The sequence below is a fragment of the Aeromonas sp. FDAARGOS 1419 genome, from assembly GCF_019047045.1.
In the GTDB taxonomy this organism is placed as follows: domain Bacteria; phylum Pseudomonadota; class Gammaproteobacteria; order Enterobacterales; family Aeromonadaceae; genus Aeromonas; species Aeromonas veronii.
This window is the reverse complement of the sequence record NZ_CP077209.1, coordinates 3,917,636-3,942,993: the sequence shown is the minus strand read 5'-3', so window position 1 is coordinate 3,942,993 and position 25,358 is coordinate 3,917,636. Positions and strand designations below refer to the sequence as shown.

Below are 25,358 nucleotides of genomic sequence, written 5' to 3'. Positions count from 1 at the left end.
AATGGTGCCGGCTACCGGAATCGAACTGGTGACCTACTGATTACAAGTCAGTTGCTCTACCTACTGAGCTAAGCCGGCACACTTTAAACCATTGTGCATGAACAAATTTTTTCTTTCATGGCACCAAAATTGGTGCCCAGAGACGGAATCGAACCGCCGACACGGGGATTTTCAATCCCCTGCTCTACCGACTGAGCTATCTGGGCGTGGGCGCTATTAAACGGATTTTAAGGCGGATGGTCAACGGGAAATTTCACTTTTTGTCTCGTTCGTCTCTTTTTTGCGCAACATCGTCCATTTCTGCCACTTCCTCGGCACAAACCGCGCCTTTTCGCCCCCAGACTCTGGGTTCCTCCCCCTTGAGCAGGCGGGAGATGTTCTCGTGATGGCGGATCAGGATAAGGCAGGAGAGCAGCGAGACAGGGAGGGTGTATTCGGGTTTGAGCAGGTAGGTAAAGAGCGGCGTCAGCAGCACGGTAATGATGGAGGCCAGCGAAGAGTAGCCGCTCACCAGCAGCACCAGCAGCCAGGTGCCAATCACGGCGCCCCCCATGGTAAAGCCGATGGGCATCATGGTGCCCAGCGCCGTGGCGACTCCTTTGCCACCACGAAAATGAAAGAAGAGGGGATACATATGGCCGAGGCAGGCGGCGACCCCGATAAAGCCGAGGTAGACGGGTTTGATCTGCAGATACCAGGCGAGGTAGACGGGCACAGTGCCCTTGAGCACATCGAGCAGCAGCACCACCAGCGCCGCCATCCGGCCACCGAGGCGCAGCACATTGGTTGCACCCGGATTGTGGGAGCCATGATCCCGCGGGTCGGGCAGACCGGTGCAGCGGGAGACCAGCACAGCACTGGATAGTGAACCACCCAGGTAGGCCAGAATAATCATCAAAATCGTCAGGGCCGTCATCTTGGTCGTTTTTACCACGATATGAATGGGGTATGATGCGGGCCACATACGCTGGCATGGGCCCATGCCCACCCAGAGCGCCTCGGCAAGCCTGTTGCCCGGCCAGCATCCCTGCGCTGTCATCACAGCCCATCAAGAGTAAAGAAGAAGTACAGTCATGGACAAGGTGTTTATTCGCGGACTCGAAGTTTTGACCACCATCGGTGTATATGAGTGGGAGAAGGGCATTCGCCAAAAGCTCCGTTTTGACCTCGAGATGGGGTTCGACAACCGCCCCGCGGCAGCAACCGACGACATCAATCTGGCACTGGATTATGCCGACCTCTCCAACAAGATTTGCGAGCATGTCAGCAGCAAGGTGGTCGAGCTGGTCGAGACCATGGCCGAGCAGGTCGCCATGCTGGTTCTGACCGACGAGCGGGTACAGTGGGTCAAGGTGACCCTCACCAAGCCGGGCGCCGTGCCCAATGCCGCCGGGGTCGGCGTCGAGATCCTGCGCCATCGCACGCCGGCCGCGAGCAGCAACTGATGACCACCATCTATATCAGCCTGGGCTCCAACATCGAGCGAGAGCGCCATATTCGCGCCGGGCTCGATGCCCTGCACGCCGAATTTGGCGAGCTGCGGGTCTCCCGGGTATTCGAGAGCGAGGCGGTCGGCTTCAACGGCCGCCCCTTCTACAACCTGGTGGCGGCTGCCGAGACCGATCTGCCGCTGACCACCGTCTGCCAGCGACTGCGGGCCATGGAGTTCGCCCACGGCCGCGAGCCGGATGCCAAGAAGTTCGCCCCGCGCACCCTGGATCTCGACCTGCTGCTCTATGGCGATCTGGTCTGCGACACCCCGCTGGTGCTGCCGCGCGGTGAAGTGCTCACCAACGCCTTCGTGCTCTGGCCACTGGCCGAGCTGGCCCCCAAACTGCGCCACCCCGTCGATGGCCGCACCATGGGAGAGCTGTGGCAAGCCTATGACAAGGCCTCCCAGCAGCTGTGCCCCATTCCCTTTCACTGGGAAGCGTGCGAATTGCAGCATCACTGATCCGCAAGGGCGCCTCACGGCGCCCTTGTTGTTTGCACAGACAGAGTTGCTTATCACGGATAAGAAAGTGTCATTGGGCCTGACCCTGCGAGGCTGGCAGGATAGCGCCCACTACAGGAGAACCCCATGCCACTCGATACCATTCACCATTTCAACTGCCAGTTGCTGGCTGAACTGCCCCACCAGCGCTATGAGCATGAACCCATTCTCGACTACGCCACCGATGAAAAGGTCAAGGCCCGCCTCGGCTGGCAGGCGGAGTTCAGCAAGACCCTGTTTCTCAAGTTCAAGGATGGCCGCTTCGCCCTGCTGCTGACCCACAGGGACGGACGGCTCGACAACAAGGCGGTCAAGGCCGCACTCGGTGCCAAGCCCTCCATCTGCACCGCCGAAGAGATGCAGGCGGAGATTGGCTGCCTGCCGGGGGCGGTCTGCCCCTTCCTGCCCCGCGCCGATATTCCGCTACTGGTGGATCCGCAACTGCTCAACCACACCGCCTTCACCTGGACTCCAGGCCACCCGGAACAGACCTTTCTGCTGGCGACCGAGCATCTGGCCGAAGTGTTGGCGCAGCTCCCCTGCGAGGTCAGCTATCTGCCCGCCCCGACGGCGTAGCCCCATCGCGCGCCAGCTGGGCGAAGATCAGCGCCGCCAGCATGGAGAGCAGCCCGACACAGAGGTAGGTAAGGTGGAACCCGGCCAGCCACTGGCCCTCGGCCACTAAGGTGCCCGCTGAGGTGCCCGCCGAGAAGAGCCCGAGCAGGCTGGCGGCAATCGCCACCCCCAAGCTCATGGAGAGCTGCATCACCACCGAGAGCAGGCCATTGCCACTGCTGGCCAGAGTCGGGCTGAGATCTTGCAGCGTGAGCGTGTTCATGGCGGAGAACTGCAGCGAGTTGATGGCGCCGAAGATCGCCAGCCAGCCCAGCAAGACCCCGTAGGGGAGCTGGTTGTCGATAAAGTAGAAGCTGGCGATCATCGCCCCCAGCAACAGGGTGTTGCCGATCAGGATGCGGCGATAGCCCACCTTCGGAATAAGCTTGTTAACCAGCGTCTTGGTCAGCATGGCGCCAATCACGGTGGGGATCATGGTCATCCCCGCCTTGCTCGGGGAGAAGCCGAGCCCCAGCTGCAGAAACAGCGGGGTGAGGAAAGGCATGGCACCGCTGCCAAGGCGGGCAAACAGGTTGCCCCAGATGCCGATGGCAAAGGTGGTGGTCTTGAACAAGTTCAGGCTAAAGAGCGGCTGCGGTGCATTGGCGGCATAGAGCCAGTAGCTCGCCATCGCCGCCAAGCCGAAGATCAGTGCAAACAGCGCCCAACCGGTGGAGATGCTGTGCTCCCCCAGCCCCTGCAAACCGACCGACACCAGCACCATGCCGACGCTGAACATCACAAAGCCCTGCCAGTCGAACCGGGCGGTCTGCTGCCGCAGCTCCGGCATAAAGTGCCAGCTGGCGATAAAGCCGAGCAACCCCACCGGCAGGTTGATGAGAAATACCCAGTGCCAGCTCGCCACTTCCACCAGCCAGCCACCGAGCGCCGGCCCCATCAACGGGCCAAGCAGCCCCGGAATGGTGACAAACGACATCACCCGCAGCAGCTCGTGCTTGTCATAGACCCGCAGCACCGCCAACCGTCCCACCGGCATCAGCAGCGCACCGCCAATCCCCTGAAGCACACGGGCGGCCACCAGCATGGAGAGGGAATTGGAGGCGGCGCAGGCGATCGAGCCGAGGGTAAAGAGCGAGATGGCAGCCAGATAGATGCGGCGGGTGCCGAATCTGTCAGCCAGCCAGCCGGAAGCCGGGATCAGCAACGCCACCGTCAACATGTAGGCAATGATCACCGACTGCATCTGCAGCGGGCTCTCTCCCAAGGTCTCGGCCATGCTGGGCAGGGCGGTGTTGAGAATGGTGCCATCCAGCGCCTGCATAAAGAAACCGACCGCCGCCAGCAGGGGCAGCCACTTGCGCTGGGCATCTGTCACTGTGTGGCTCATTGCCACCTCCATTATTTTTGCGGGGGAGCGGCGGCGGTCAGGAAGAGATCGACACAACTCAGAGTCCAGGCATCCTGCTCGGCAGCGCTCTGGGTCAACGGCAGACCCAGCTCACGGAGCATGCGCTCCTTGCCCTGCCACATGAGCAACAGCTGCAAGGCGGCCTGTTCGCTGTCTTGATGGCACAGCAGGCCTTGCTGCTTCTGCTGCTCCAGCCAGTTGGACAGCATCTCGGTCACATAGAGCGGGCCCGCCTCGAAAAAAAGGGTGGCCAGCTGGGCATCGTTGCAGCTGATGCAGGTGCGAAAGATATTGATGGCATCATCGCTCAGGATCAACTTGCGAAAGCTGCGACCAAAGGCAATCAGGCTCTCCCGTACGTTGTTGCCACGCAGCAACACCTCCGGCATCAGCTCACTGCTGACGCACTTGCTGCCCACCGCTTCGGCAAACAGCGACTCCTTGTTGGCAAAATGGCTGTAGACCGTCTGCTTGGAGACGCCCGCTTCACTGGCCACCATGTCCATGCTGACCAGATGCAGACCGTGCTGACAGAAGAGCCGCCCGGCAGCATCGAGGATCGCAGCCCGCTTCTGCTGACTACGGGGTGAAATGTTCATTTTTCCTCCACAATCAAACTGGACAGTCTAGTTTCGAAAAACTAGACTCACCGGTATGATTTGATGTTATGTCAACCAGAGGATGATGTCATGACACTTTGCTTAATCCTGCTGGCGCTGTTACTGAGTGGCTGCAGCCCGGTCACAGAGTCAGAAGAAACATCCGCCCTGACCCGGGTGATCGCCCAGCCGCTGCAAGCCAGCGATCACTACCCGGTGCTGCACCGCTTCAATGGCCGGGTGATCGCCCCCGAGCACAGCCAGATAGGCTTCGAGCTGGCAGGGCGGATCGCTACCCTGCACAAGGGACGCGGAGAGCCGGTCGCGGCTGGCGAACTGCTCGCCACACTGGATACCCGGCTGCTGGCAGTGGAAGCCAAAGAGCTGGCCGCCCGGGCAGCCCAGAACGAGGCCGAGCTGACCCTTGCCCGGCAGACGCTCGATCGACTCACAGCTCTGCGCCAGCAGCAGTTCAGCTCCCGTCAGGCACTGGATGAACAGCAAGGCAAAGTCCGCATGCTGGAGGCAAGCGCCAACCAGCTGGCCGCCGCCCTCGAAGCCAACCGGGTCAAACAGGAGAAATCACAGCTGCGCGCCCCCTTCAACGGGATTGTGGTCAGCCGCGAGCAGGCATTGGGGGCCGTGGTGGCCGCAGGCCAGCCTCTCTTCTCCCTGACCCGCAGCGGCCAGTGGGAGGCCGATATCGGCGTGCCGGTGAAACAGGCCGAGACCCTGATCGTCGGCCAACACTACCCCCTGCAAAGCGGTGCGCAATCACTGGAGGGGCGCCTGCTTAATCTGGGGGTACAAGTGGACGGGCAGACCCACACCCGCACCGCCCGCTTCCAGCTGACCCGGGGCGGCGAACAGCTGGCAGAGGGACAACTGATCACCCTGCTGCATCAGACCCGCGAGCCAACCCGCGCCTACGAGGTGCCGCTCACCGCGCTGACCCAGGGATTGCGCGGCAGCTGGACCCTCTATCTGCTCAATGACGAAACGCCACCCCGGGTGGTCAGCCGGGACGTCACCCTGCTGCAGCAAGATGGCGAACGGGCCTGGGTCAGTGGAGCCCTGAACGGACAAGAACAGCTGGTGACCGATGGCCTGCATAAACTGGTGCCGGGCCAGCAGGTCACCCTGACAACCAGCATGGATCATCAGGCAGGCCATCCGGAGCCACAATCATGATCCGCCCGTTTATCGAGAATGGCCGCCTGCTGCTGTTGACGGTCGCGCTGCTGCTGACGGCCGCCCTTGCGGCATTGCAGACCCTGCCCAGAACCGAAGATCCCCAGCTCACCAGCCGTTTTGCCAGCGTGGTTACCCACTTCCCCGGGGCCAGCGCCGAGCGGGTGGAGGCGCTGGTGAGCGAGCCCATCGAGAACCGGCTGCGGGCCCAGAGCGAGATCAAGCTGATCGAGTCGAGCTCTCGCCCCGGCCTCTCCATCATCAATCTGGAGCTCAAGGATGAGGTCAGCGATGTCGAGCCCGTCTGGTCCAGAGTCCGTGACCAGCTGGCAGATCTTGCCGCCGGACTGCCAGCCGGCGCCAGTGCCCCCAAGCTGGATGACGAGAAGGGCTACCCCTTCACCCGGCTGGTCAATGTGGTCTGGCGCGGGCCGGGCCAGCCACAGCTGGATCGCCTCGCGCGCTACAGCGCCGAGCTGGAGCGCCGGGCTCGCCAGCTGCCGGGTACCGAATACGTCGAGCGGGTCGGGGCACCGCAGGAGGAGATCGAGGTACGGTTCGATCCCCTCGCCCTCAGTGCCAGCGGCATGAGTGGCGAACAGCTTGCCCAGGCGCTGAGTGGTGCCGATGCCAAAGTGGCCGCCGGGGAGCTGCAAGGCAGCCACAATCGCTTTCAGGTGGAGATCCGTGGCGCCCTCGATACTCTGGAGCGGATCCGCCAGATCCCGTTGCGTACCGGCGAGCAGGGCCAGACTCTGCGCCTTGGCGATCTGGCCGAGGTAAGACGTACCCTGCACCAGCCGGAGAGCCAGCTGGCCTTTGCCAATGGTGAGCGGGCCGTGGTGGTCGGCCTGCGGATGGCACAGGATCACCGCATCGACCTCTGGTCGGCACGGGTCGACTCCATGCTGACCCAGCTGCAACAGGACTTGCCGGATAATATCGGCCTCGTCACCAGCTTCGATCAGCAGCGTTATACCGATCAGCGGCTCGACACCCTGCTCATCAACATTGTGCAGGGCTTCCTCATCATAGTGGCAGTGCTGCTGGTGACCTTGGGAGTCAAGGCCGCCATTATCGTGGCCCTGTCGCTGCCGCTTACCGTGGCGTTCTCTTTCGCCTGCATGAACCTGATCAATCTGCCCATTCACCAGATGTCGATCACCGGTCTGGTGGTGGCGCTCGGGATCATGGTGGACAACGCCATCGTCATGGCGGATCGGGTGCAGTATCAGCGCCGCCACGGCATGGCCATGAGTGCCGCCGCACTGGAAGCCATCGGCCACCTCTGGCTGCCACTGCTGGGCTCCACCCTCACCACCATGCTCGCCTTTATGCCGATCATTCTGATGCCGGGCCCGGCGGGCGAGTTTGTCGGCGGCATCGCCTGGGCGGTGATCTGCTCGCTGCTGGGATCCTACCTCATCGCCCACACCCTGGTGGCTGGCCTCGCAGCCCGCTGGATTGGCAGTGATCAGGGGGGACGCTGGTATCAGGATGGCTTGCACCTGCCCCGGGTGAGCGCCCGTTTCCAGCAGAGCATCGCCATGGCGCTGGCTCACCCCTGGCGAACCCTGCTGCTGGTCAGTCTGCTGCCCCTGCTCGGTTTCTGGGTGGCGGGCCGCCTCACCGAACAGTTCTTTCCCCCTGCCGACCGGGACATGATCCACATCGAGGCCAGCCTCTCCCCACAGGCGAGCCTGGCGCGCACCCGCGAGCTGGCACTGGGGATCTCCGCCGAGCTGGCCAGTCTCCCCGAGCTGGTTCGCCAGGACTGGGTGGTGGGCGACAACGCACCCAGCTTCTACTACAACCTGGTGCCCAGAAAACAGGGGCGGGCCGATTACGCCCAGGGGATGATCACTCTGCAGGATGCCGATGCCGCCGAGCGGCTCATTCCACAACTGCAGCAGCGGCTCGATGCAAAATTTCCCGAAGCGCAGATCCTGGTGCGCAAGCTGGAACAGGGGCCGCCCTTCAATGCCCCGGTCGAGCTGCGGCTGTTTGGCCCCGATCTTGAACAACTACACCGTCTGGGAGAAGAGCTGCGCAGTCTGCTCGCCAATACCCCGGCCGTGGTGCAGACCCGCGCCACCTTGCAGGCCGGGGCCCCCAAACTCTGGTTGCAGGTCGATGAGGAGGCCGCCCGACTGGCAGGCATGAGCCTGACAGATGTTGCCTCCCGGCTGGCGGGCGCACTGGATGGCAGGTTGGGCGGCACTGTGCTGGAAGGCACCGAGTCGATCCCTGTTCGGGTGCGGCTGGCCGAGCCCTTGCGTCAGGATCCGGATGCCCTGCTCAATGTGCCGCTGTCGCTCACCGGCACCGGCCAGCAAGGGGCAGCCAATCTCACCTTGCGGGCACTGGCCACTCCCGAGCTGCTGCCAAGTTGGGGGGAGATCAGCCGTCGGGATGGTGAGCGGGTCAATGTGCTGGAGGCCTATCTGGCGGTCGGCGTACTGCCGCAAACTGTGCTTGAGCAGGTCAAAGAGAGGCTGGCCGCCAAGGCGCTGGCGTTGCCGCCGGGCTATCGACTGGAGTTTGGCGGGGAAGCCGCCAAACGGGATGAATCGGTGGGCAATCTGATGGCCCATGTCAGCCTGGTCGCCGTGCTGCTGGTGGCCGTACTGGTGCTCAGCTTCAACTCGTTCCGGCTGGCAGGCATCGTCACCCTGGTGGCGATCCAGTCGGCGGGGCTCGGCCTGCTGTGGGTCTGGCTACTGGGGTACCCCTTCGGGTTTACGGTGATCATTGCCCTGCTGGGACTGATGGGGCTGGCCATCAACGCCGCCATCGTCATTCTGGCCGAGCTGAGGGCAGACCCGCTGGCACAACAGGGCAATCTGCCGCAGATCCGTGATCTGGTGGCCGGTTGCAGCCGCCACATCGTCTCGACCACCATCACCACGGTGGGCGGCTTCATCCCGCTATTGCTGGGGGGCGGCGGCTTCTGGCCACCCTTTGCCATCGCCATCGCCGGTGGCACAGCGCTGGCGACCCTGCTCTCGTTCTACTTTGTGCCGGTGGCGTTCGTGCTGTTCAACCGTCGCCGTCCAGCACCAGTGAAGGAGAGCAACGTGCAAGATCAGTTTTCGGGCTGACCCAGCATGGCTTTGAGCCGCTCTTCCAGAGTGGGCTCGGGGGCCTTGAGGGTCGCCATAAAGAGCTGCTCGATACCAGCCTTGTCCTGACTTTTCACGATAAACACCAGTCGGGACTGGGCCTTGCCCTCCGGCCAGTCACCCAATGCCTGCAGCGGATAGAGCTGGCCGTGGACGCCGTGGATCACCACCGGCTGGCTCTCCCCTTCCAGCTGCAAAATCCCCTTGAGGCGCAGCAGGGCATCGCCATACTGCGCCTGCACCGCATCGATGGCGGCCAGCAGACGAGAGGGCTTGAGCGGCTCACCGATACGCAGGGAGAAACTCTCGATGTTGCCGTGCTCGAAGTGGGTGGGCGCAGCTGTGCCCACCTTGGCGGCGAACGGTTGCATCTTCGGCTGCATGGGTGACGCCAGCCCCTGCTTGGGGGATTCGGTGCGCAGCCAGGCCAGCAGCTGGCGCACATCGCGCCCGGCCGCTTCGTTGTAGGCGCCCAACTTCTCCAGCACCGCTGGCGACAGCTCGCCATTGGTCACCTGCTGGATCGGGGCCGCCGGGTTGAGTGCCGCCAGCTGGGCTTCGACCCGCGCCAGCTGCTCGCCATCCACCAGATCGCCCTTGCTCACCACCAGCAGATCCGCCAGCGCCACCTGTTTCACCGCTTCATATTGAGCCGCCAGCTGCTGCTCGATATGGCCAGCATCTACCACGGTGACGGTACCATCGAAGCGGTAGCGCTGGGCGATAAAGCCCTCTTCGCGCAGGGTAAAGAGCACGGGGGCCGGATCTGCCAGACCTGTGGTCTCGATAATCAGCCGCTTGAACGGTTTGATCTTGCGCTGGATGGCCTTCATAAAGAGCCCCTGCAACGCCTCCACCAAAGAGCCCTGCACCGAGCAACAGATGCAGCCGGAGTCGAGCAGCATCACCTGCTCATCCACCTGTTGCACCAGATGGTGATCCAGCCCCACCGAGCCGAACTCGTTGATCAGCACGGCGCACTCACCAAGCTCCGGCTGCTTGACCCAGTGATTGAGCAGAGTTGTCTTGCCGCTACCGAGAAAGCCGGTCAGCAGGGTCACTGGGATACGGGTATCTTGCATATCAGTCATGTCAGATCCTTACCGGTTGGCAAACAGGTCGCTGAGCCAGCGGTTTTCAAAGCGGCCGTGGGGGTCGAGCTCGGCTTTCAACGCCACGAAGTCGTTCCAGCGCGGCAGCAGGGCCGGAAAGTCGTAGAGATCCATCGCCAGATGTTTGCCGAAGTGGGGAATGCCGCCGAGCGGTACCAGCAGTTGTTGCAGCTCGCGCATCTGCTCCATGGAGCCGTTGACGAAGGTGCCGTCCGCCGCCAGATAGACCAGAAAACCGATCCAGCAGACCGACTGGCCATAAGCGGCGCTGAGCCAGGCTTCGGAGGGGCCGGTGCAGCGCAGGATAAAGGGGTAGTGCAGCACGCCTGGGTTGGCCTGCTGCCAGGCTTGCAGGGTCTCCAGCGCCTCGTTCATCCGATGCAGCGGCACCGCCACCTCGCAGTTGATCTGGGGGGCCGGGATCCCCTTGCAGAGGATCTGGTAGACGTTGCCCACCAGATCGGAGGCATCCTTGAAGCGGCGCACCGTCTCGAAGTGCTCGCCAGCCAGCGCCTCATCCTTGGTGTCTTTCGCCATCTTCTGCAAAGTGGCATCAATGGTGGCATTCATGCGGGCGTCGATATCGCCATCCAGCAGCAGCGGCTCGCTGCCGCCGGCGCGATAGCGGGCAACCTCCTCCTCGGAGGCGGGATCCACCAGCCAGATGTGGCTCTCACCGGTCCAGGCAAACCACCAGCTCTTCACAAAACCGTGCTCGCGGTTGAGCCGTTCGTTGTGCTCCAAGAGGAAGGGGTAATCGGTGGTGAACTTGGTGCAGCGCATAATGCGGTTCGGTACGGTGCGCAGGGTGACGTCGAGCAGGATGCCGAGCATCCCCATCCCCATCACGAAGGCACCGAAGCGCGGATCGGTGCGATCCACCCGGATGATCTCGCCACTGGCCAGCATCACCGTCATCGCCTCTACCGCATCGCACAGGGCTGACTGGTGCAGCCCCTGACCGTGGGTGCCGGTGCTGAGGGCTCCGCCCAGGGTCTGGATGCCGATAACGCCCGGGGATGCGGGCAGCATCCGCTCCATGGCGATCAGCTCGGCATAGACGGTATCGAGGGGCGTCCCCGCCTGATAGGTCACGGTATCGTCAGTTTTTGCCAGCTGGCCGCGCAGGTGGAGCAAGTCCACCAGCAGCGCCTGACGGCCCTCGGCATAGACGCTGTGAATGGGTTCAAAAGAGAGGCCGGAGCCGATAAGGCGCAGCTTGCGCTCGGGGTGTTCCCGCAGCAGCATTTGCAACTCGTCGCGGGTTTTCGGGCGCCACACCTGATCCAGCGCCCCGAGGGGATTGGTTCTAGACCAGTTGAACAGCACCTCCCGATTACCGATCGCCTTGATGCTGTGAAATGCCTGGAACTGAACCGTCATACCGCGCCTCATCTTTTACTGACGTCAAAATGAGCGCCGATTCTACCGAAAAGCGAGCCACAAGGCATGGAAAACAAGCCCCTGCACTCGAGGGGGGATAGGGAGATAGCACTTCCCTACCCTGCCAGACAGGAGCGTGTCCGCCCGTCAGTCACCGATAGATCAGGTGGCGTTCGGGATGCCTCGTACCCCATCTGGCTGCCGGGTCTGTGCCTCTTCCGGCAGCAGCTCCTCGCAGAACTGGCGCAGCGGCATGGGGCGGGCAAACAGATACCCCTGCAGATAGTCGACCCCCTTGGCCCTGAGGTAGTCAGCCTGACGCTCGCTCTCCACCCCTTCCGCCACCAGCGCCAGACCGAGCCGGGTCGCCAGATCGATCACGTTATCCACGATATGCTCCGAGAGCGACTCGGTACCGATGCGGGCGATAAAGGATTTGTCGATCTTGAGGTAATCCACATGAAACTGCTGCAGGTAAGCCAGGCTGGAGTGGCCGGTGCCAAAATCGTCGATGGCGAGTTTGACCCCCATCTCGTCCAGCTGGCGGAACAGGGAGAGTGTCTGGGGATCTGACATCAGCAACTCCCGCTCAGTCAGCTCCAGCACCAGTACCACCTTGCCGGGGAGGAAATGCCCGAGGAAGGCGCGACACTCGGCCAGCAGGGCAAAATCGTGGCAATGAGCGGCGCTGATGTTGAAGCTGATATGAAACCCATCGGGCAACTGCTCCTGAGAGCGGTTCAACCTGGTCGCCACCTGCTTCATGATATGGGTGGTCATGGGGACGATCAGTCCCGACTCCTCCGCTTGCGGGATAAAGAGATCGGGCCGGATCACCCCTTCATTGACATGCTCCCAGCGCATCAGCACCTCGGCGCCCATCATCTTGCCATCGTGGCTGGCAATCAGCGGCTGCAAGTAGGGAACAAACTCCCTGGCCCGCAGGGCGCGTCGCAACTCATCTGTTGGCGAGCCGGGACGCCCCAGCACCCACCACACCAGCCAGGCCAGCAAAAGCGAGGAAACCGCCAGCCACGACAGCGCCACATGCCGCGCGGCCCACAGCGACTTCCAGTAGACCGGCATGGCATAACCGGCATGGATGGTGAAAGGATAATGGGATGAGGTGAGGGCCTGACTGATCCCGCGATGGAGAGTGGGCGCCTCGCTCAGATAGCGGCCAGACTCATTGAGCCAGGCCGATCCCACCTGCAGATAGAGCGCACTGGATTTTCCGCTCATGGAGAGCATGAAGCTGAGCTGGGTACTGTCGATGGCACTCAAGGCGGCATCCTTGCCCTGCTCGGTGCGCACCACCAGCAGCGGGTGATTTTGCCGCACCCGGTTGCCACTCATCAGCAACAGCTTGCGGCCGGTGTAGATGGAGCCGTCATCGGCATCATTGGCCTCACCAAACAGCGAAGTGCAATTGATGATGCCGTTTCGCACCAGATTGACCGAACGCAAGAAGGGCTCGATAGCGACCTTCTTGCGCAGCACCAGCAGGTTGTCGCGACAGGGAGCATTCACCAGAGGCAGCACAGAGCGATTGGCCTGCTCCGCATGATCCAGCATCGACTCCATCAGGGTTCTGGCCTTGTGGGCCGAGGCACTGGATTCCGCTTTCAGCTCCTGCACATAATTGCTGTGGATGAGCCAAGCTCCCACCAGCAGCGGCAGGGTAAAGACCAGCAAGGCACCGCCGAAGCGTAACCCGGTTCGGGAGAGATCGATCCTGAACAGAAACATAAAGAACCACGCCGCAATTCGTCAGGCCTGCCAACGCAAGCACCCAGTGAACAGATATCCACTTTCCCTCGATAACGATGCCTCATCATTACCGCACATAACCGAACAACATAACCCAAAGCGTTTATAAAACGAACCACCAAACAGGTGGTTGGATCTCTCTAGCAAGGATCGTGCAAACAATCTTCAAAAAAGACGGTGAATAACACACAAATAAATAATGCCGCGTAAATACGCGGCATTATTGGCTTCTTATCGCGCAAATCGCGCAAGAACTCCGTTAAACGGCTTGCTGCAGGATCACCGCATCGGCCTTCTTGGTGTAGGAGGCAATCTCGTTGAAGTTGAGGTAGCGGTAAGTATCTGCCGCAGTGGCATCCAGCGCCTTGGCGTACTGCAGGTACTCCGCCACGGTCGGGATCTTGCCGAGGATGGCGGCAACGGCGGCCAGCTCCGCAGAGGCCAGATAGACGTTGGCACCTTTACCCAGACGGTTCGGGAAGTTACGGGTGGAGGTGGAGACCACCGAGGCTCCTTCCGCTACCCGCGCCTGGTTGCCCATGCAGAGGGAGCAGCCCGGGATCTCGATGCGGGCACCGACGCGACCAAAGATGCCGTAGTAGCCCTCTTCGGTCAGTTGATCCTTGTCCATCTTGGTAGGCGGTGCGATCCACATGCGGGTCGGCAGCTCGCCCTGATACTTCTCGAGCAGTTTGCCGGCGGCGCGGAAGTGACCGATGTTGGTCATGCAGGAACCGATGAACACCTCGTCGATCTTGTCGCCAGCCACGTCGCTCAGCAGACGGGCGTCGTCCGGATCGTTCGGTGCACACAGGATCGGCTCCTTGATGGTGGCCAGATCGATCTCGATGATTTCGGCGTACTCGGCATCCTTGTCCGCTTCCATCAGGGTCGGGTTGGCCAGCCACTCTTCCATCCCCTTGATGCGACGGGTGATGGTGCGTACGTCGCCGTAGCCTTCGGAGAGCATCCATTTCAGCATCACGATGTTGGACTTCAGATACTCGATGATCGGCTCTTTATCCAGCTTGATGGTGCAACCGGCAGCGGAGCGCTCGGCGCTGGCGTCCGCCAGCTCGAAGGCCTGCTCCACTTTCAGGGTCGGCAGACCTTCGATCTCGAGGATGCGACCGGAGAAGATGTTCTTCTTGCCCGCTTTCTCGACGGTCAGCAGCCCTTTCTGGATGGCGGCGTAGGGGATGGCATGAACCAGATCACGCAAGGTGATGCCCGGCTGCAGCTCGCCCTTGAAGCGCACCAGCACGGACTCCGGCATGTCCAGCGGCATCACGCCGGTGGCGGCGGCGAAAGCCACCAGACCGGAGCCCGCCGGGAAGGAGATGCCGATGGGGAAACGGGTGTGGGAGTCACCACCGGTACCTACGGTATCCGGCAGCAGCATGCGGTTCAGCCAGGAGTGGATGACGCCGTCACCCGGACGCAGAGAGACACCGCCGCGGTTCATGATGAAGTCCGGCAGGGTGTGGTGGGTCTGTACGTCGATGGGCTTGGGATAGGCCGCGGTGTGGCAGAAGGATTGCATGGTCAGATCGGCGGAGAAGCCGAGGCAGGCCAGATCTTTGAGCTCGTCGCGGGTCATCGGGCCCGTGGTGTCCTGAGAGCCAACCGTGGTCATCTTGGGCTCGCAGTAAGTGCCCGGGCGAATGCCCTTCACGCCGCACGCCTTGCCCACCATCTTCTGGGCCAGGGTGAAGCCTTTGCCGGTATCGGCCACCGGCTGCGGGCGACGGAATACGGTGGAGAACGGCAGACCCAGCGCTTCGCGGGCCTTGTCGGTCAGGCCGCGACCGATGATCAGCGGGATACGGCCACCGGCGCGCACTTCGTCGATCAGCACGTCGGTTTTCAGTTCAAACTGTGCCAACACCTGCTCGGTGCCGTGTTTGCAGATCTTGCCGGCATAGGGGTAGATGTCGATCACATCGCCCATTTCCAGCTTGGAGACGTCCACTTCGATAGGCAGAGCGCCAGCATCTTCCATGGTGTTGAAGAAGATCGGGGCAATCTTGCCACCCAGACAGACACCGCCAGCGCGCTTGTTCGGCACGAACGGAATGTCGTCGCCCATAAACCAGAGCACCGAGTTGGTAGCGGATTTACGGGAAGAACCGGTACCGACCACGTCACCCACATAGGCCAGCGGGAAGCCTTTCTCTTTCAGGGCATCGATGGTCTTGATGGGGCCGACGGCGCCATCCTTGTCCGGGCTAATGCCGGGACGGGCGTTTTTCAGCATCGCCAGCGCGTGCAGCGGAATGTCCGGGCGGGACCAGGCGTCCGGTGCCGGAGAGAGGTCGTCGGTGTTGGTTTCGCCGGTCACCTTGAACACGGTGACAGTGATCTTCTCGGCCAACTCCGGGCGGGAGAGGAACCACTCGGCATCAGCCCAGGACTGCATCACCTGTTTGGCGTGGACATTGCCCGCCTTGGCCTTCTCTTCCACGTCATGGAAGGAGTCAAACATCAGCAGGGTGTGGGAGAGCCCCTTGGCGGCAAGCGGCGCCAGAGTTGCGTGATCCAGCAGGTCGATCAGCGGCTGAATGTTGTAACCACCCTGCATGGTGCCCAGCAGCTCAACGGCTTCGGCTGCAGTCAGGATGGGAGAGTGGGCTTCGCCCTTGGCGACGGCGGTGAGGAAACCGGCTTTGACATAGGCCGCTTCATCAACACCGGGGGGAATACGGGAGGACAACAGCTCTTTCAGAAAGTCTTCTTCGCCAGCGGGCGGGTTCTTGAGCAGCTCAACCAGGGCGGCGACCTGCTCTGCATCCAGAGGTTTGGCAACCACGCCCTCGGCGGCACGTTCTGCGACGTGTTTACGGTATGTTTCAAGCACGACTAATTCCTCTTTGGTCTTTTTTTGGGGTTCGCCCACGCTCGCGGCGATCGTCCTTGCGGGACACCCCGTAGGGTGCTCCCCACTATATAAGTTTTAACGACTAATTAAAATCCAAACCCTGTTTACTTATTCACCACAAAATCGTAACCAATTAAACAGACTGGTGTTTTTTGAAAATTAATTGAACGCCCTCAACCATAGTTAACAAATTGGCATCATTTCGGCATTATTCGAACGTACTGCCCAATTGCAGATAGAAGACGTCATTGCCCCCCTCCGCCATGCCGTAGCCGAGGAACACAGGGCCGAGGAAGCTCTCCACCCCGACATAAAGCGAACCGGCGGTAAACGAGCTCTCCAGACTGATATCCTCACCCTTGTTCCAGACCCCGCCCTGCTCCAGAGATCCACCCAGATAGAGCGGCATCTTGAGGGCGCCGAAGTCGTTGTCTGCCACCCGGTAGATGTAGCGCAAGCCACCAAACAGGCTGTAGCGACCGCTCAGCTGGTAGCGCTGGAAACCGGAGAGGCGGAACAGTCCGCCCAGATCCTGAATATGCAGCGGCACCACCTCTTCACTTCCCGAGCCACCCCCTTCGAGGATCAGGTTGAGGCTGTGCCTGTCCCATGACCAGGGCTTGATCATCGAGAGCTGATAATTCCAGCCTTCACTGCGACCATCTGCTGACTCGAGTCCATCCACACTGACATGGGAGTGGCCCAGTTTCATGTCCCATTTCACCCCCTGATAGGGGAAATAGCGGCTATCCAGATTGTCGTGTTCAAAGCGGACGTAGGGGCCCCACGCCGTGGCATCCATCTCCAGCCCCTTGAAGTTCTTCACATCAATCGTGCCCAGTTGTCCCTCCAGCCCCATCGACAACCTGCTCCAAGGCTGGCGGTTCCAGCCCACCGCCAGATCGCCGCTGAAGAAGGAGTATTCGGAGTCGAGATAGCTTATCGAAACCATCTCGGGATCCGGATTGGGGAAAAACAGGCGGCGCAGGGTCTGGTCATAGGCCAGGCTCGCCTCACCATAGAAGGTCTGGGAGGGTTCCAGCGGGGTATAGAAGTCGGTCTTGATATGTTTGGCCGTGCCCAGCGACGCCTCGGTCAGCCACTCGGCACCCCACTCGTTGACGTTGGTGAGGGTATAGGACATGCCGACGTTGTAGTTGGAGGTGTTCTCGAAGTCATCGGTGAAACCGAACTGGAAGTTGAGGTAGCCCGGCCCCCAGTTCTTCTCGCTGGCGTCCACCAGCAGCACGTTCTCACCATCACGCTCCTCCACCTCGTAGGTGATGCGATCGAACGACTCAAGGGCATAGAGGCGGCGAATGCCCGCTTCCAGACTCTCGTTGGTCTGTACCTTGTCCGGCCGCACTTTCAGCATGGCGCGCACCGTCTCGTCGGAGAGGCGCGACTTGTTGATGATCTCCACCTTGTCGATAAAGTAGGCGGGCTGACCGCTACGCTCGGCACGGCGGCTCAGCTTCTGGTTGCGATAGACGTTGTACTGCGCCTTGGTGAGCGACAGCTTATCGAGTTGCAGCGACACCTTGTCAGCCGCCGTCTCACCGATCTTGATCCCCTCCGGCATCCGGGCAAAGTCGGCGATCCCCATATCGCCAAACTCGGGAGCGATCAGAATATCCTTCGGTCCCATCAGCGCCTTCTGCTTGTCGGTGCCCACCTGGGTCATGTAGGTGGTGAGCTGGTCGATCATCGCCAACCCTGATTTGAGGGACTCCCGGGTACGCAGCTTGGCACCGATATCCACCGCGATCACCACGTCGGCCCCCATCGCCTTGGCGACATCCACCGGCATGTTGTTGACGCTGCCGCCATCCGCCAGGATGTGCCCCTCCCACTCCACCGGCTTGAGGGCGCCGGGAATGGACATGGAGGCCTGCATCGCCTTGGCCAGGCTGCCGTGATCCAGCACAAAGGGGGTGACCGTCTCCATGTCGGTCGCCATGGCGCGGTAAGGAATAGGGAGATCGTCGAAGCTCGCCTGCACCGGCAGGTTGGAGGTGGCCCCCCGCAGCAGGCTGGCCATGGATTGGCCCTGGAAGAAACCGTCCGGCAGCTGGGTGGTGTCGCCATTCACCCCGATGTCGGTGCGCAGTTGATACTGCTCGTTTTGTTGCTTCTTGCGCAACGACAGCTCGTCGCGGCCCACCTTGTCCTGATACCCCTTGTTCCAGTCGATGGCCAAGGTGGTGCGCTCCACCTCCTCGGCACTGAGCCCCATGGCGTACATCCCCGCCACATAAGAGCCCATGCTGGTGCCGACTATGATGTCGACCGGAATCCGTTTCTGCTCCAGCACCTTGAGAATGCCGATATGGGCCGATCCCTTGGCGCCGCCACCGCTGAGCACCACCGCAATTTTCGGGCGCTCCCCCTGTGCCGCCACAGCCAGCAGCGGGCAGGCCGCCAGCATCACCAAAAGCAGACGGGTCCATCCCGCACCTAAGCTGCGCATCATATTTTCCATATTATTCAGAGGGTCAGTCACCAAGAATGGCCTCTACTATAAGGGGGCCGGCAGTTAGCGCAACCGTCAATCCGCATCCCGCCTGTGCAGCATGCCGATGGGGCAAGCCGCCGCCCCTGTGAGCGCAAACGTAATCCGCAAATAAAGGCATCCCCGAACTCATGAGTGGCAGAGTACGGCCGCTAATATGAGCGTCGTCAATCTCAACCTTTTGAGCACCTTTATGCTGGCAACCCTCACTCTTAAACAGAAAATTCTGGCTACGGTCACCCTGGCCGTGGTCGTCTCCTGCCTGCTGGTAGGCTACTTCAGTCAACGCTCGGCCCAGCAACTGATCGAAAACCGGATGTTCGAGCAGGAGCTGCCCAACCTGACCCAGCGGATCAGCAAGGAGATTGAACAGGATCTCCACGGCATAGCCCAGGCCGCCCGCCAACTGGCCACCGACCGCTTCATCCTCGACTGGGTGGATCGGGGCATGCCCAAAGAGCAGGAGCCAATACTCATCAACCAGCTCAAAGATGTGGCCAACCAGTATGGTCTGGTGACCGCCTCCTTCGCCGATCGCCAGAGTGCCGCCTACTACAACCAGGATGGCTTTCTGCGCAACCTGACCCCCACGCAAGACGCCTGGTTCTATGACTACACCAAGAGCCAGAAGGAGATGACCCTCAGCATCTTCCGCGAGAGCAACGGCGAGGTGAAGCTGTTCGTCAACTTCCAGCAGCTCAACGGGCGCGGGCTGGCCGGCTTTGCCAAATCCCTCGACACCATGGTGACCATGGTCTCCAACTTCCGGCTGGAAGAGAGCGGCATCGTCTTTATGGTCGATGGCAGCGGCAAGGTGAAGCTGCACCCCGAGGCCAACCGCATCGAGCGTGACACGCTTGGCAACATTGCCAGCGGTGATACCGGCAGCCTGCTGGCCAAACGCCCCTTTGCCGTTATCAACGCCGAAGTCAATGGCGAGCCCATGGTACTGGCCAGCAGCTATATCCCGCTGCTCGACTGGTATCTGGTGGCCCAGGTGCCGCAAGCCGAGATCTATGCCGAACTGGATCGGACCCGCAACGAGATCCTGATGATCTCGCTGGTGATTGCGCTCGCCATGGGGCTGATGGGGATGTTGCTGGCAGGCTCGGTCAGCCGCCCGCTCAACGAGCTGGCCCGCCTGTTCAAAGAGCTGGGCAGCGGCGATGGGGATCTTACCCAGCGCCTGAAAGTGGAAGGACGTGACGAACTGAGTCAGGTCGCCACCGGTTTCAACAACTTTGTCGCCAAGATCCACGGCTCCATCGAGCAGGTGGCGGAGAACTCCCGCCAGCTCGCAGCCACCGCTAACGAGGTGGCCAACAAGGCGCAGCTGACCCAGCACAACTGTACTGCCCAGCGCGATCGCACCGTACAGGTGGCCACCGCCATCCACGAAATGGGGGCCACGGTGAGCGAGATCGCCGGTAACGCTTCGCTGGCAGCCGAAGTAGCCAGACAGGCCAACGATCAGGCCGATGCAGGGGCAGTAGTGGTAGCGCAGGCACGCCACGGCATCGTCGACCTCTCCGGCGAGATTGAGCAGGTGGCAGGGGTTATCGAATCGCTGGCGAGCCAGACCGACTCCATCGGCAGCATCCTCGAAACCATCCGCAGCATCTCGGAGCAGACCAACCTGCTGGCATTGAACGCTGCTATCGAGGCCGCTCGCGCCGGTGAACAGGGTCGCGGTTTCGCCGTGGTGGCAGATGAAGTGCGCAATCTGGCCAACCGCTCCGCCGCCTCGACCGCCGAGATCCAGGGGATGATCAACCGCTTGCAGGAGCAGAGTGCCCGCGCTGTCAGCGCCATGGCGCAGGGGCGTAACCAAAGTCTGGAGGTGGTGAGCCAGGCCGATGAGGCCAACGCCGCCCTCGGCCAGATCACTGCCCACATCACCCAGATCAACGACATGAACATCCAGGTCGCCACCGCCACCGAGGAGCAGTCGAGTGTGGTCGGCGAGATCAACCGCAACGTGGAAGACATCAACCAGCTCACTATGGAAACCGCCGATATCGCCCACCAGCTGACCGAATCGAGCCGCAGCCTGCAGCAGCTCTCCGGTCAGCTAGACAAGCTGGTTGGCAACTTCCGGCTCTGACCCCGACCTTGACCTGAGTCCTCAACAACAGAGAGCGCCGTGGCGCTCTCTGTTGTTTTGGTGGCGGCTAATCCGGCATAGCAGTCAGCCCTTGCCATCCCGTTTGCGCTGATACATCAGCTCATCTGCGCGGGTGAGCAGCTCGGCCAGAGACACACAACCGCGCCCGTCGTAGCAGACAATCCCGGTGCTGCAGGTCAGCGCATAACCGCAACCACTGTGCTGATTGTGCTCGGCCAACATGGCATTGAAACGCTCATAGGCCAGCTGTGCCTGCGCCTCCACCACATTGGGCAGCAGGACGGCGAACTCATCGCCGCCCATGCGGGCAAACACATCGGCGCCACGAAAAGCCTGCTTGAGCAGAGTGGCAAAGGCGATCAGGGCCCGATCTCCTTCTGCATGCCCCCACCGATCGTTGATCCCCTTAAAGCCATTGAGATCCAGATAGAGCAGCGCCAGTGGCATCTGCAAGCGACTGGCCAGCGAGAGGCTCTTCTCCGCCAGCATCACGAACCCGCGCCGATTGGAGATCAGGGTCAATTCATCAATGGTGGCCAGCTGCACCGCTTCGAGCTCCCGCACCACCATCGCCGCCAGATCCTTGAGCAGCCCCACATCCTCCTCGCTCAATTCCCGCGGCACCGTATCTATGATGCAGAGCGTCCCCAGTTTGCAGCCGTTGGCGATCCGCAGTGGCTGTCCGGCATAGAAGCGGATGCCGGGCCCGCCCACCACCAGCGGATTGTCGGCAAAGCGGGGATCCTGCGAAGCATCCGGCACGATGAAGGTCTCATTGCCCATGATGGCGTGGCCACAAAACGAGATGTCCCGCGCGGTCTCACGGACCTCCAGTCCAATACAGGATTTGAACCACTGGCGATCTTCATCCACCAGACTTACCAGCGCGATGGGGACATTGAATACCCGTCTGGCCATGCGGGTCAGCCGGTCAAACCGCTCCTCGGCCTCGGAATCCAGCAAAGAGAGCCGCCGCAGGGTCTCCAACCGCAATGCCTCATCGGGGGGAATGGGTGCTTCTAGCATCGTGCCTCTCTCATCAGTGCCAAAACCTATCTTTAGCATATTGGGCTTTGTCGAAGTCGGGGCAGCAAGGAGAAAACAAAAAGCCGCTCATTCGAGCGGCTTTTTAGACAAGCGGGGAAGAAAATTACTTTTTCTTCTTGGCCTTGGCGTTCGGCAGGTCGGTGATGGAGCCTTCGAACACTTCGGCAGCCAGGCCCACAGACTCGTGCAGAGTCGGGTGAGCGTGGATGGTCAGCGCGATATCTTCGGCGTCAGCACCCATCTCGATGGCCAGACCGATTTCACCCAGCAGTTCACCGCCGTTGGTACCGACGATGGCACCACCGATGACGCGGCCGCTCTCCTTGTCGAAGATCAGCTTGGTCATACCGTCGGAACAGTCGGAGGCAATGGCACGGCCGGAAGCAGCCCACGGGAAGGTGGCGACTTCGAAGTTCAGGCCCTGTTGCTTGGCTTCCTTCTCGGTCAGACCAACCCATGCCATCTCTGGCTCGGTGTAGGCGATGGACGGGATCACTTTCGGGTCGAAGTAGTGCTTCTTGCCTGCGATCACTTCGGCGGCAACGTGACCTTCGTGAACACCTTTGTGCGCCAGCATCGGCTGACCCACGATGTCACCGATGGCGTGGATGTGCGCCACGTTGGTACGCAGTTGCTTGTCCACCTCGATGAAACCACGCTCGGTCACGGCAACGCCTGCCTTCTCGGCATCCAGCATCTTGCCGTTCGGCACACGACCTACGGCAACCAGCACGTTGTCGTAACGAACCGGCTCGGCCGGAGCGTGCTTGCCTTCATAGGAGACGTACAGGCCGTCTTCGCGAGCTTCAACTGCGGTGACCTTGGTCTCCAGCATGATGTTGAATTTCTTGGCGACGCGCTTGGTGTAGATCTTGACGATGTCTTTGTCGGCAGCCGGAACCAGCTGGTCGGCAAATTCCACCACGTCGATCTCGGAACCCAGAGAGGAGTAAACGGTACCCATCTCCAGACCGATGATGCCGCCACCGATAACCAGCAGTTTGCCGGGAACGGTTTTCAGCTCCAGCGCATCGGTAGAGTCCCATACGCGCGGGTCATCGTGGGGGATGAACGGCAGTTTCACCGGACGGGAACCGGCCGCGATGATGGCGTTGTCGAAGGTCACGGTAGTCTTGCCGTCTGCACCTTCCACTTCAAGGGTGTTCGGGCCGGTAAATTTACCCAAGCCGTTAACAACCTGAACTTTACGCATCTTGGCCATGCCAGCCAGACCGCCGGTCAACTGGTTGATAACCTTCTCTTTCCACAGACGGATCTTGTCGATGTCGGTCTGCGGGGCACCGAAGACGATGCCGTGCTCGGCCAGCGCCTTGGCTTCTTCAATCACTTTGGCAACGTGCAGCAGCGCCTTGGAGGGGATGCAGCCCACGTTCAGGCAGACGCCACCCAGGGTGGAGTAACGCTCGACGATAATAGTATCCAGACCCAGATCGGCTGCACGGAAAGCAGCGGAATAACCGGCAGGGCCAGCACCCAGTACTACGACCTGGGTTTTGATTTCTTTACTCATCATGACCTCTTTGTCGTTCTTATATCCCCGGACAGCGCAGTCTTATACCGAAACGGGTGGCTGCAGCCGTGAAAAAAACGGGGCAAGTTTACGATCATGTTAATGAAATGAGAAGTAAAAAGGGCAGGCTCTGGGCCCGCCCTCTCACTTACAGGACCAGTCGACGAATGTCGGACAGCACGCCGTTCATGGTGGTGATGAAGCGAGCCCCATCGGCACCATCGATCACGCGGTGGTCGTAGCTCAGAGCCAGCGGCAGCATCAGGCGCGGCGCGAACTCTTTGCCATTCCACTTCGGCTTCATCTCGGACTTGGAGACACCGAGGATGGCCACTTCCGGCGCGTTGACGATCGGGGTAAAGCTGGTACCGCCGATGCCACCCAGGCTGGAGATGGTGAAGCAACCGCCCTGCATGTCGGCAGCGGTCAGCTTGCCGGCACGGGCCTTCTTGGAGATCTCGGCCAGATCGCGAGACAGCTCCATGATGCCCTTCTTGTTAACATCGCGCACCACGGGTACAACCAGACCGTTGGGGGTATCTACCGCCACACCGATGTGGATGTACTTCTTCATGATCAGTTTGCTGCCATCTTCGGACAGGGAGCTGCAGAAGCGCGGGTGAGCTTCCAGCGCCTTGGCGGCGGCTTTCAGGATGAACACCAGCGGGGTGATCTTCACGTCGGCCTTCTGCTTCTCGAGCATCGCATTCTGCTCTTTGCGGAACGCTTCCAGCTCGGTGGTATCGGCTTCGTCGAACTGGGTGACATGAGGGATCATGACCCAGTTGCGGTGCAGGTTCGGACCGGAGATCTTCTGGATGCGGGTCAGCTCGACCTCTTCCACATCACCGAACTTGCTGAAGTCTACTTTCGGCCACGGCAGTACGCCCAGACCGTTGCCACCGGCTACGCCAGCAGAGGCAGGAGCGGACTCGGCACGCTTGATGGCATCCTTCACGTAGGCTTGCACGTCTTCTTTGACGATGCGGCCCTTGCGACCGGAGGCTTTCACCTTGGCCAGGTTAACGCCGAACTCGCGCGCCAGACGGCGTACTGCCGGAGAGGCGTGCACGTAGGCGTCGTTAGCAACGAAATCGGTCGCAGCGGCAGCAGCCTGGGCAACCGGAGCCGGAGCCGCGGCAACAGGGGCTGCAGCGACGGGAGCGGCAGCTTGAGCAACCGGCGCGGCGGCAGGAGCAGCGCCAGCCACTTCGAATACCATGATCAGGGAACCGGTGGAGACCTTGTCACCAGCCTTTACCTTGATCTCTTTGACCACACCGGCGAACGGCGCAGGCACTTCCATGGAGGCCTTGTCACCTTCCACGGCGATCAGGGACTGGTCGGCTTCAACCTTGTCACCCACGGCAACCATGATCTCGGTGACTTCCACTTCGTCGCCACCGATATCCGGTACGTTGACATCTTTGGCCGCAGCGGCAACCGGGGCAGCAGCCACCGGCGCGGCAGCTTGGGCCGGAGCAGCAACGGCAGCAGGCGCAGCGCCAGCCACTTCAAATACCATCACCAGAGAACCGGTAGAGACCTTGGCGCCAGCGGCAACCTTGATCTCGACTACGCGGCCTGCGAACGGTGCCGGTACTTCCATGGAGGCCTTGTCACCTTCCACGGCAATGATGGACTGGTCAGCTTCTACCATGTCGCCCACGGCAACCATGATTTCAGTCACGTCCACTTCGTCGTCACCGATGTCCGGTACGTGCACATCTTTGCGCACGGCAGCGGCAGGTGCGGCGGCCGGAGCAGCAGCAACCGGTGCAGCCACTTCCGCAGGGGCAGCAGCGCCTTCGGCTTCGAAGATCATGATCTGGGAACCGGTGGCAACCTTGTCGCCCACCTTGATCAGGATCTCTTTGACGATACCGGCGGACGGAGCCGGTACTTCCATGGAGGCCTTGTCGCCTTCTACCGCGATGATGGACTGGTCCAGCTCGACCTTGTCACCCACGGCCACCATGATCTCGGTGACTTCAACCTCATCGGCGCCGATATCCGGCACCATAATCTGTTTGGACATTGTGCTTTATCCTCTTGCGTCGATCCGCGTGGCTGGCTGATGCCGCCACGCACATCTCGCGTTAACCGTTTTA

Annotated in this window: 17 protein-coding genes and 2 tRNA genes; 6 read left to right on the top strand and 13 right to left on the bottom strand. The window is 61.2% G+C overall.

Features of this window, described 5'->3' with window-relative positions; all coding sequences use genetic code 11:
• Positions 1–2 precede the first annotated feature (2 nt).
• The 3 genes from I6L49_RS18020 to plsY all read right to left on the bottom strand — a co-directional run bounded on the left by I6L49_RS18020 (position 3) and on the right by plsY (position 916).
• Positions 3–78, bottom strand: a tRNA-Thr gene (locus I6L49_RS18020).
• A 52-nt stretch (positions 79–130) separates the two neighbouring features.
• Positions 131–206: transfer RNA gene (locus tag I6L49_RS18015), tRNA-Phe, on the bottom strand.
• A 47-nt stretch (positions 207–253) separates the two neighbouring features.
• Positions 254–916 carry a glycerol-3-phosphate 1-O-acyltransferase PlsY gene (plsY, locus tag I6L49_RS18010; RefSeq protein ID WP_216950058.1) on the bottom strand — a complete coding sequence of 221 codons (663 nt, stop codon included), beginning with the start codon at positions 914–916 and terminating at the stop codon, positions 254–256.
• Positions 917–1,073: 157 nt separating this feature from the next.
• Here plsY and folB point away from each other — a divergent pair, with 157 nt between their 5' ends.
• The 3 genes from folB to I6L49_RS17995 all read left to right on the top strand — a co-directional run bounded on the left by folB (position 1,074) and on the right by I6L49_RS17995 (position 2,569).
• Positions 1,074–1,445: a dihydroneopterin aldolase gene (folB, locus tag I6L49_RS18005; RefSeq protein WP_216950057.1), complete on the top strand. Its 372-nt coding sequence runs from the start codon at positions 1,074–1,076 to the stop codon at positions 1,443–1,445.
• On the top strand, positions 1,445–1,954 hold the full coding sequence (gene folK, locus I6L49_RS18000) for a 2-amino-4-hydroxy-6-hydroxymethyldihydropteridine diphosphokinase (protein WP_107684303.1): 510 nt from the start codon (positions 1,445–1,447) through the stop codon (positions 1,952–1,954). The genes folB and folK overlap by 1 nt, the downstream gene beginning before the upstream one ends.
• Before the next feature lie 126 nt (positions 1,955–2,080).
• Positions 2,081–2,569, top strand: a complete 489-nt coding sequence (locus I6L49_RS17995) for a YbaK/EbsC family protein (protein WP_005336108.1) — start codon at positions 2,081–2,083, stop codon at positions 2,567–2,569.
• Here the strand turns inward: I6L49_RS17995 and mdtD are convergent.
• Both mdtD and I6L49_RS17985 read right to left on the bottom strand, forming a co-directional pair.
• Positions 2,541–3,956, bottom strand: a complete 1,416-nt coding sequence (gene mdtD / locus I6L49_RS17990; RefSeq protein ID WP_216950056.1) for a multidrug transporter subunit MdtD — start codon at positions 3,954–3,956, stop codon at positions 2,541–2,543. The two genes, I6L49_RS17995 and mdtD, sit on opposite strands and share 29 nt — an antisense overlap.
• 11 nt (positions 3,957–3,967) lie before the next feature.
• Positions 3,968–4,576, bottom strand: a complete 609-nt coding sequence (locus tag I6L49_RS17985; protein ID WP_005355070.1) for a TetR/AcrR family transcriptional regulator — start codon at positions 4,574–4,576, stop codon at positions 3,968–3,970.
• A 90-nt stretch (positions 4,577–4,666) separates the two neighbouring features.
• Here I6L49_RS17985 and I6L49_RS17980 point away from each other — a divergent pair, with 90 nt between their 5' ends.
• On the top strand, positions 4,667–5,767 hold the full coding sequence (locus I6L49_RS17980) for an efflux RND transporter periplasmic adaptor subunit (protein WP_216950055.1): 1,101 nt from the start codon (positions 4,667–4,669) through the stop codon (positions 5,765–5,767).
• Complete coding sequence (locus I6L49_RS17975) at positions 5,764–8,868, top strand: efflux RND transporter permease subunit (protein WP_216950054.1); 3,105 nt, start codon at positions 5,764–5,766, stop codon at positions 8,866–8,868. The genes I6L49_RS17980 and I6L49_RS17975 overlap by 4 nt, the downstream gene beginning before the upstream one ends.
• On the opposite strand, the gene I6L49_RS17970 is transcribed toward I6L49_RS17975, so the two are convergent.
• From I6L49_RS17970 to I6L49_RS17950, 5 genes are all read right to left on the bottom strand, one after another.
• Positions 8,853–9,980, bottom strand: coding sequence for a GTP-binding protein (locus I6L49_RS17970; RefSeq protein ID WP_216950053.1), 1,128 nt, complete (start codon positions 9,978–9,980; stop codon positions 8,853–8,855). The two genes, I6L49_RS17975 and I6L49_RS17970, sit on opposite strands and share 16 nt — an antisense overlap.
• A gap of 9 nt (positions 9,981–9,989) precedes the next feature.
• Positions 9,990–11,384: a D-arabinono-1,4-lactone oxidase gene (locus I6L49_RS17965; protein ID WP_216950052.1), complete on the bottom strand. Its 1,395-nt coding sequence runs from the start codon at positions 11,382–11,384 to the stop codon at positions 9,990–9,992.
• A 162-nt stretch (positions 11,385–11,546) separates the two neighbouring features.
• Entirely contained in the window at positions 11,547–13,133 is a 1,587-nt protein-coding gene (locus I6L49_RS17960) for an EAL domain-containing protein (protein ID WP_005355079.1), read from the bottom strand.
• 280 nt (positions 13,134–13,413) lie between these two features.
• Positions 13,414–16,011: a bifunctional aconitate hydratase 2/2-methylisocitrate dehydratase gene (gene acnB, locus I6L49_RS17955; RefSeq protein WP_216950051.1), complete on the bottom strand. Its 2,598-nt coding sequence runs from the start codon at positions 16,009–16,011 to the stop codon at positions 13,414–13,416.
• 229 nt (positions 16,012–16,240) lie between these two features.
• Entirely contained in the window at positions 16,241–18,502 is a 2,262-nt protein-coding gene (locus I6L49_RS17950; RefSeq protein WP_216951681.1) for a patatin-like phospholipase family protein, read from the bottom strand.
• A 235-nt stretch (positions 18,503–18,737) separates the two neighbouring features.
• Here I6L49_RS17950 and I6L49_RS17945 point away from each other — a divergent pair, with 235 nt between their 5' ends.
• Positions 18,738–20,648: a methyl-accepting chemotaxis protein gene (locus I6L49_RS17945; protein ID WP_216951680.1), complete on the top strand. Its 1,911-nt coding sequence runs from the start codon at positions 18,738–18,740 to the stop codon at positions 20,646–20,648.
• 84 nt (positions 20,649–20,732) lie between these two features.
• Here the strand turns inward: I6L49_RS17945 and I6L49_RS17940 are convergent, their stop codons facing one another.
• The 3 genes from I6L49_RS17940 to aceF form a co-directional block, all read right to left on the bottom strand.
• A complete protein-coding gene (locus I6L49_RS17940) occupies positions 20,733–21,695 on the bottom strand; it encodes a sensor domain-containing diguanylate cyclase (RefSeq protein WP_108541643.1) in 963 nt (320 codons plus the stop codon).
• A gap of 124 nt (positions 21,696–21,819) precedes the next feature.
• Complete coding sequence (lpdA, locus tag I6L49_RS17935) at positions 21,820–23,247, bottom strand: dihydrolipoyl dehydrogenase (RefSeq protein ID WP_005336123.1); 1,428 nt, start codon at positions 23,245–23,247, stop codon at positions 21,820–21,822.
• A gap of 148 nt (positions 23,248–23,395) precedes the next feature.
• Positions 23,396–25,285, bottom strand: coding sequence for a pyruvate dehydrogenase complex dihydrolipoyllysine-residue acetyltransferase (aceF, locus tag I6L49_RS17930; RefSeq protein WP_203118910.1), 1,890 nt, complete (start codon positions 25,283–25,285; stop codon positions 23,396–23,398).
• Positions 25,286–25,358 lie beyond the last annotated feature (73 nt).

What these genes read in the sequence shown, in the direction of transcription:
- I6L49_RS17950 (WP_216951681.1), bottom strand. Translation starts at nt 18,502, where the DNA reads ATGCGCAGCTTAGGTGCGGGATGGACCCGTCTGCTTTTGGTGATGCTG.
- I6L49_RS17940 (WP_108541643.1), bottom strand. Translation starts at nt 21,695, where the DNA reads ATGCTAGAAGCACCCATTCCCCCCGATGAGGCATTGCGGTTGGAGACC.
- aceF (WP_203118910.1), bottom strand. Translation starts at nt 25,285, where the DNA reads ATGTCCAAACAGATTATGGTGCCGGATATCGGCGCCGATGAGGTTGAA.
- I6L49_RS17995 (WP_005336108.1), top strand. Translation starts at nt 2,081, where the DNA reads ATGCCACTCGATACCATTCACCATTTCAACTGCCAGTTGCTGGCTGAA.
- I6L49_RS17965 (WP_216950052.1), bottom strand. Translation starts at nt 11,384, where the DNA reads ATGACGGTTCAGTTCCAGGCATTTCACAGCATCAAGGCGATCGGTAAT.
- folB (WP_216950057.1), top strand. Translation starts at nt 1,074, where the DNA reads ATGGACAAGGTGTTTATTCGCGGACTCGAAGTTTTGACCACCATCGGT.
- I6L49_RS17980 (WP_216950055.1), top strand. Translation starts at nt 4,667, where the DNA reads ATGACACTTTGCTTAATCCTGCTGGCGCTGTTACTGAGTGGCTGCAGC.
- I6L49_RS17945 (WP_216951680.1), top strand. Translation starts at nt 18,738, where the DNA reads ATGCTGGCAACCCTCACTCTTAAACAGAAAATTCTGGCTACGGTCACC.
- I6L49_RS17975 (WP_216950054.1), top strand. Translation starts at nt 5,764, where the DNA reads ATGATCCGCCCGTTTATCGAGAATGGCCGCCTGCTGCTGTTGACGGTC.
- folK (WP_107684303.1), top strand. Translation starts at nt 1,445, where the DNA reads ATGACCACCATCTATATCAGCCTGGGCTCCAACATCGAGCGAGAGCGC.
- plsY (WP_216950058.1), bottom strand. Translation starts at nt 916, where the DNA reads ATGACGGCCCTGACGATTTTGATGATTATTCTGGCCTACCTGGGTGGT.
- mdtD (WP_216950056.1), bottom strand. Translation starts at nt 3,956, where the DNA reads ATGAGCCACACAGTGACAGATGCCCAGCGCAAGTGGCTGCCCCTGCTG.
- I6L49_RS17960 (WP_005355079.1), bottom strand. Translation starts at nt 13,133, where the DNA reads ATGTTTCTGTTCAGGATCGATCTCTCCCGAACCGGGTTACGCTTCGGC.
- I6L49_RS17985 (WP_005355070.1), bottom strand. Translation starts at nt 4,576, where the DNA reads ATGAACATTTCACCCCGTAGTCAGCAGAAGCGGGCTGCGATCCTCGAT.
- lpdA (WP_005336123.1), bottom strand. Translation starts at nt 23,247, where the DNA reads ATGAGTAAAGAAATCAAAACCCAGGTCGTAGTACTGGGTGCTGGCCCT.
- I6L49_RS17970 (WP_216950053.1), bottom strand. Translation starts at nt 9,980, where the DNA reads ATGACTGATATGCAAGATACCCGTATCCCAGTGACCCTGCTGACCGGC.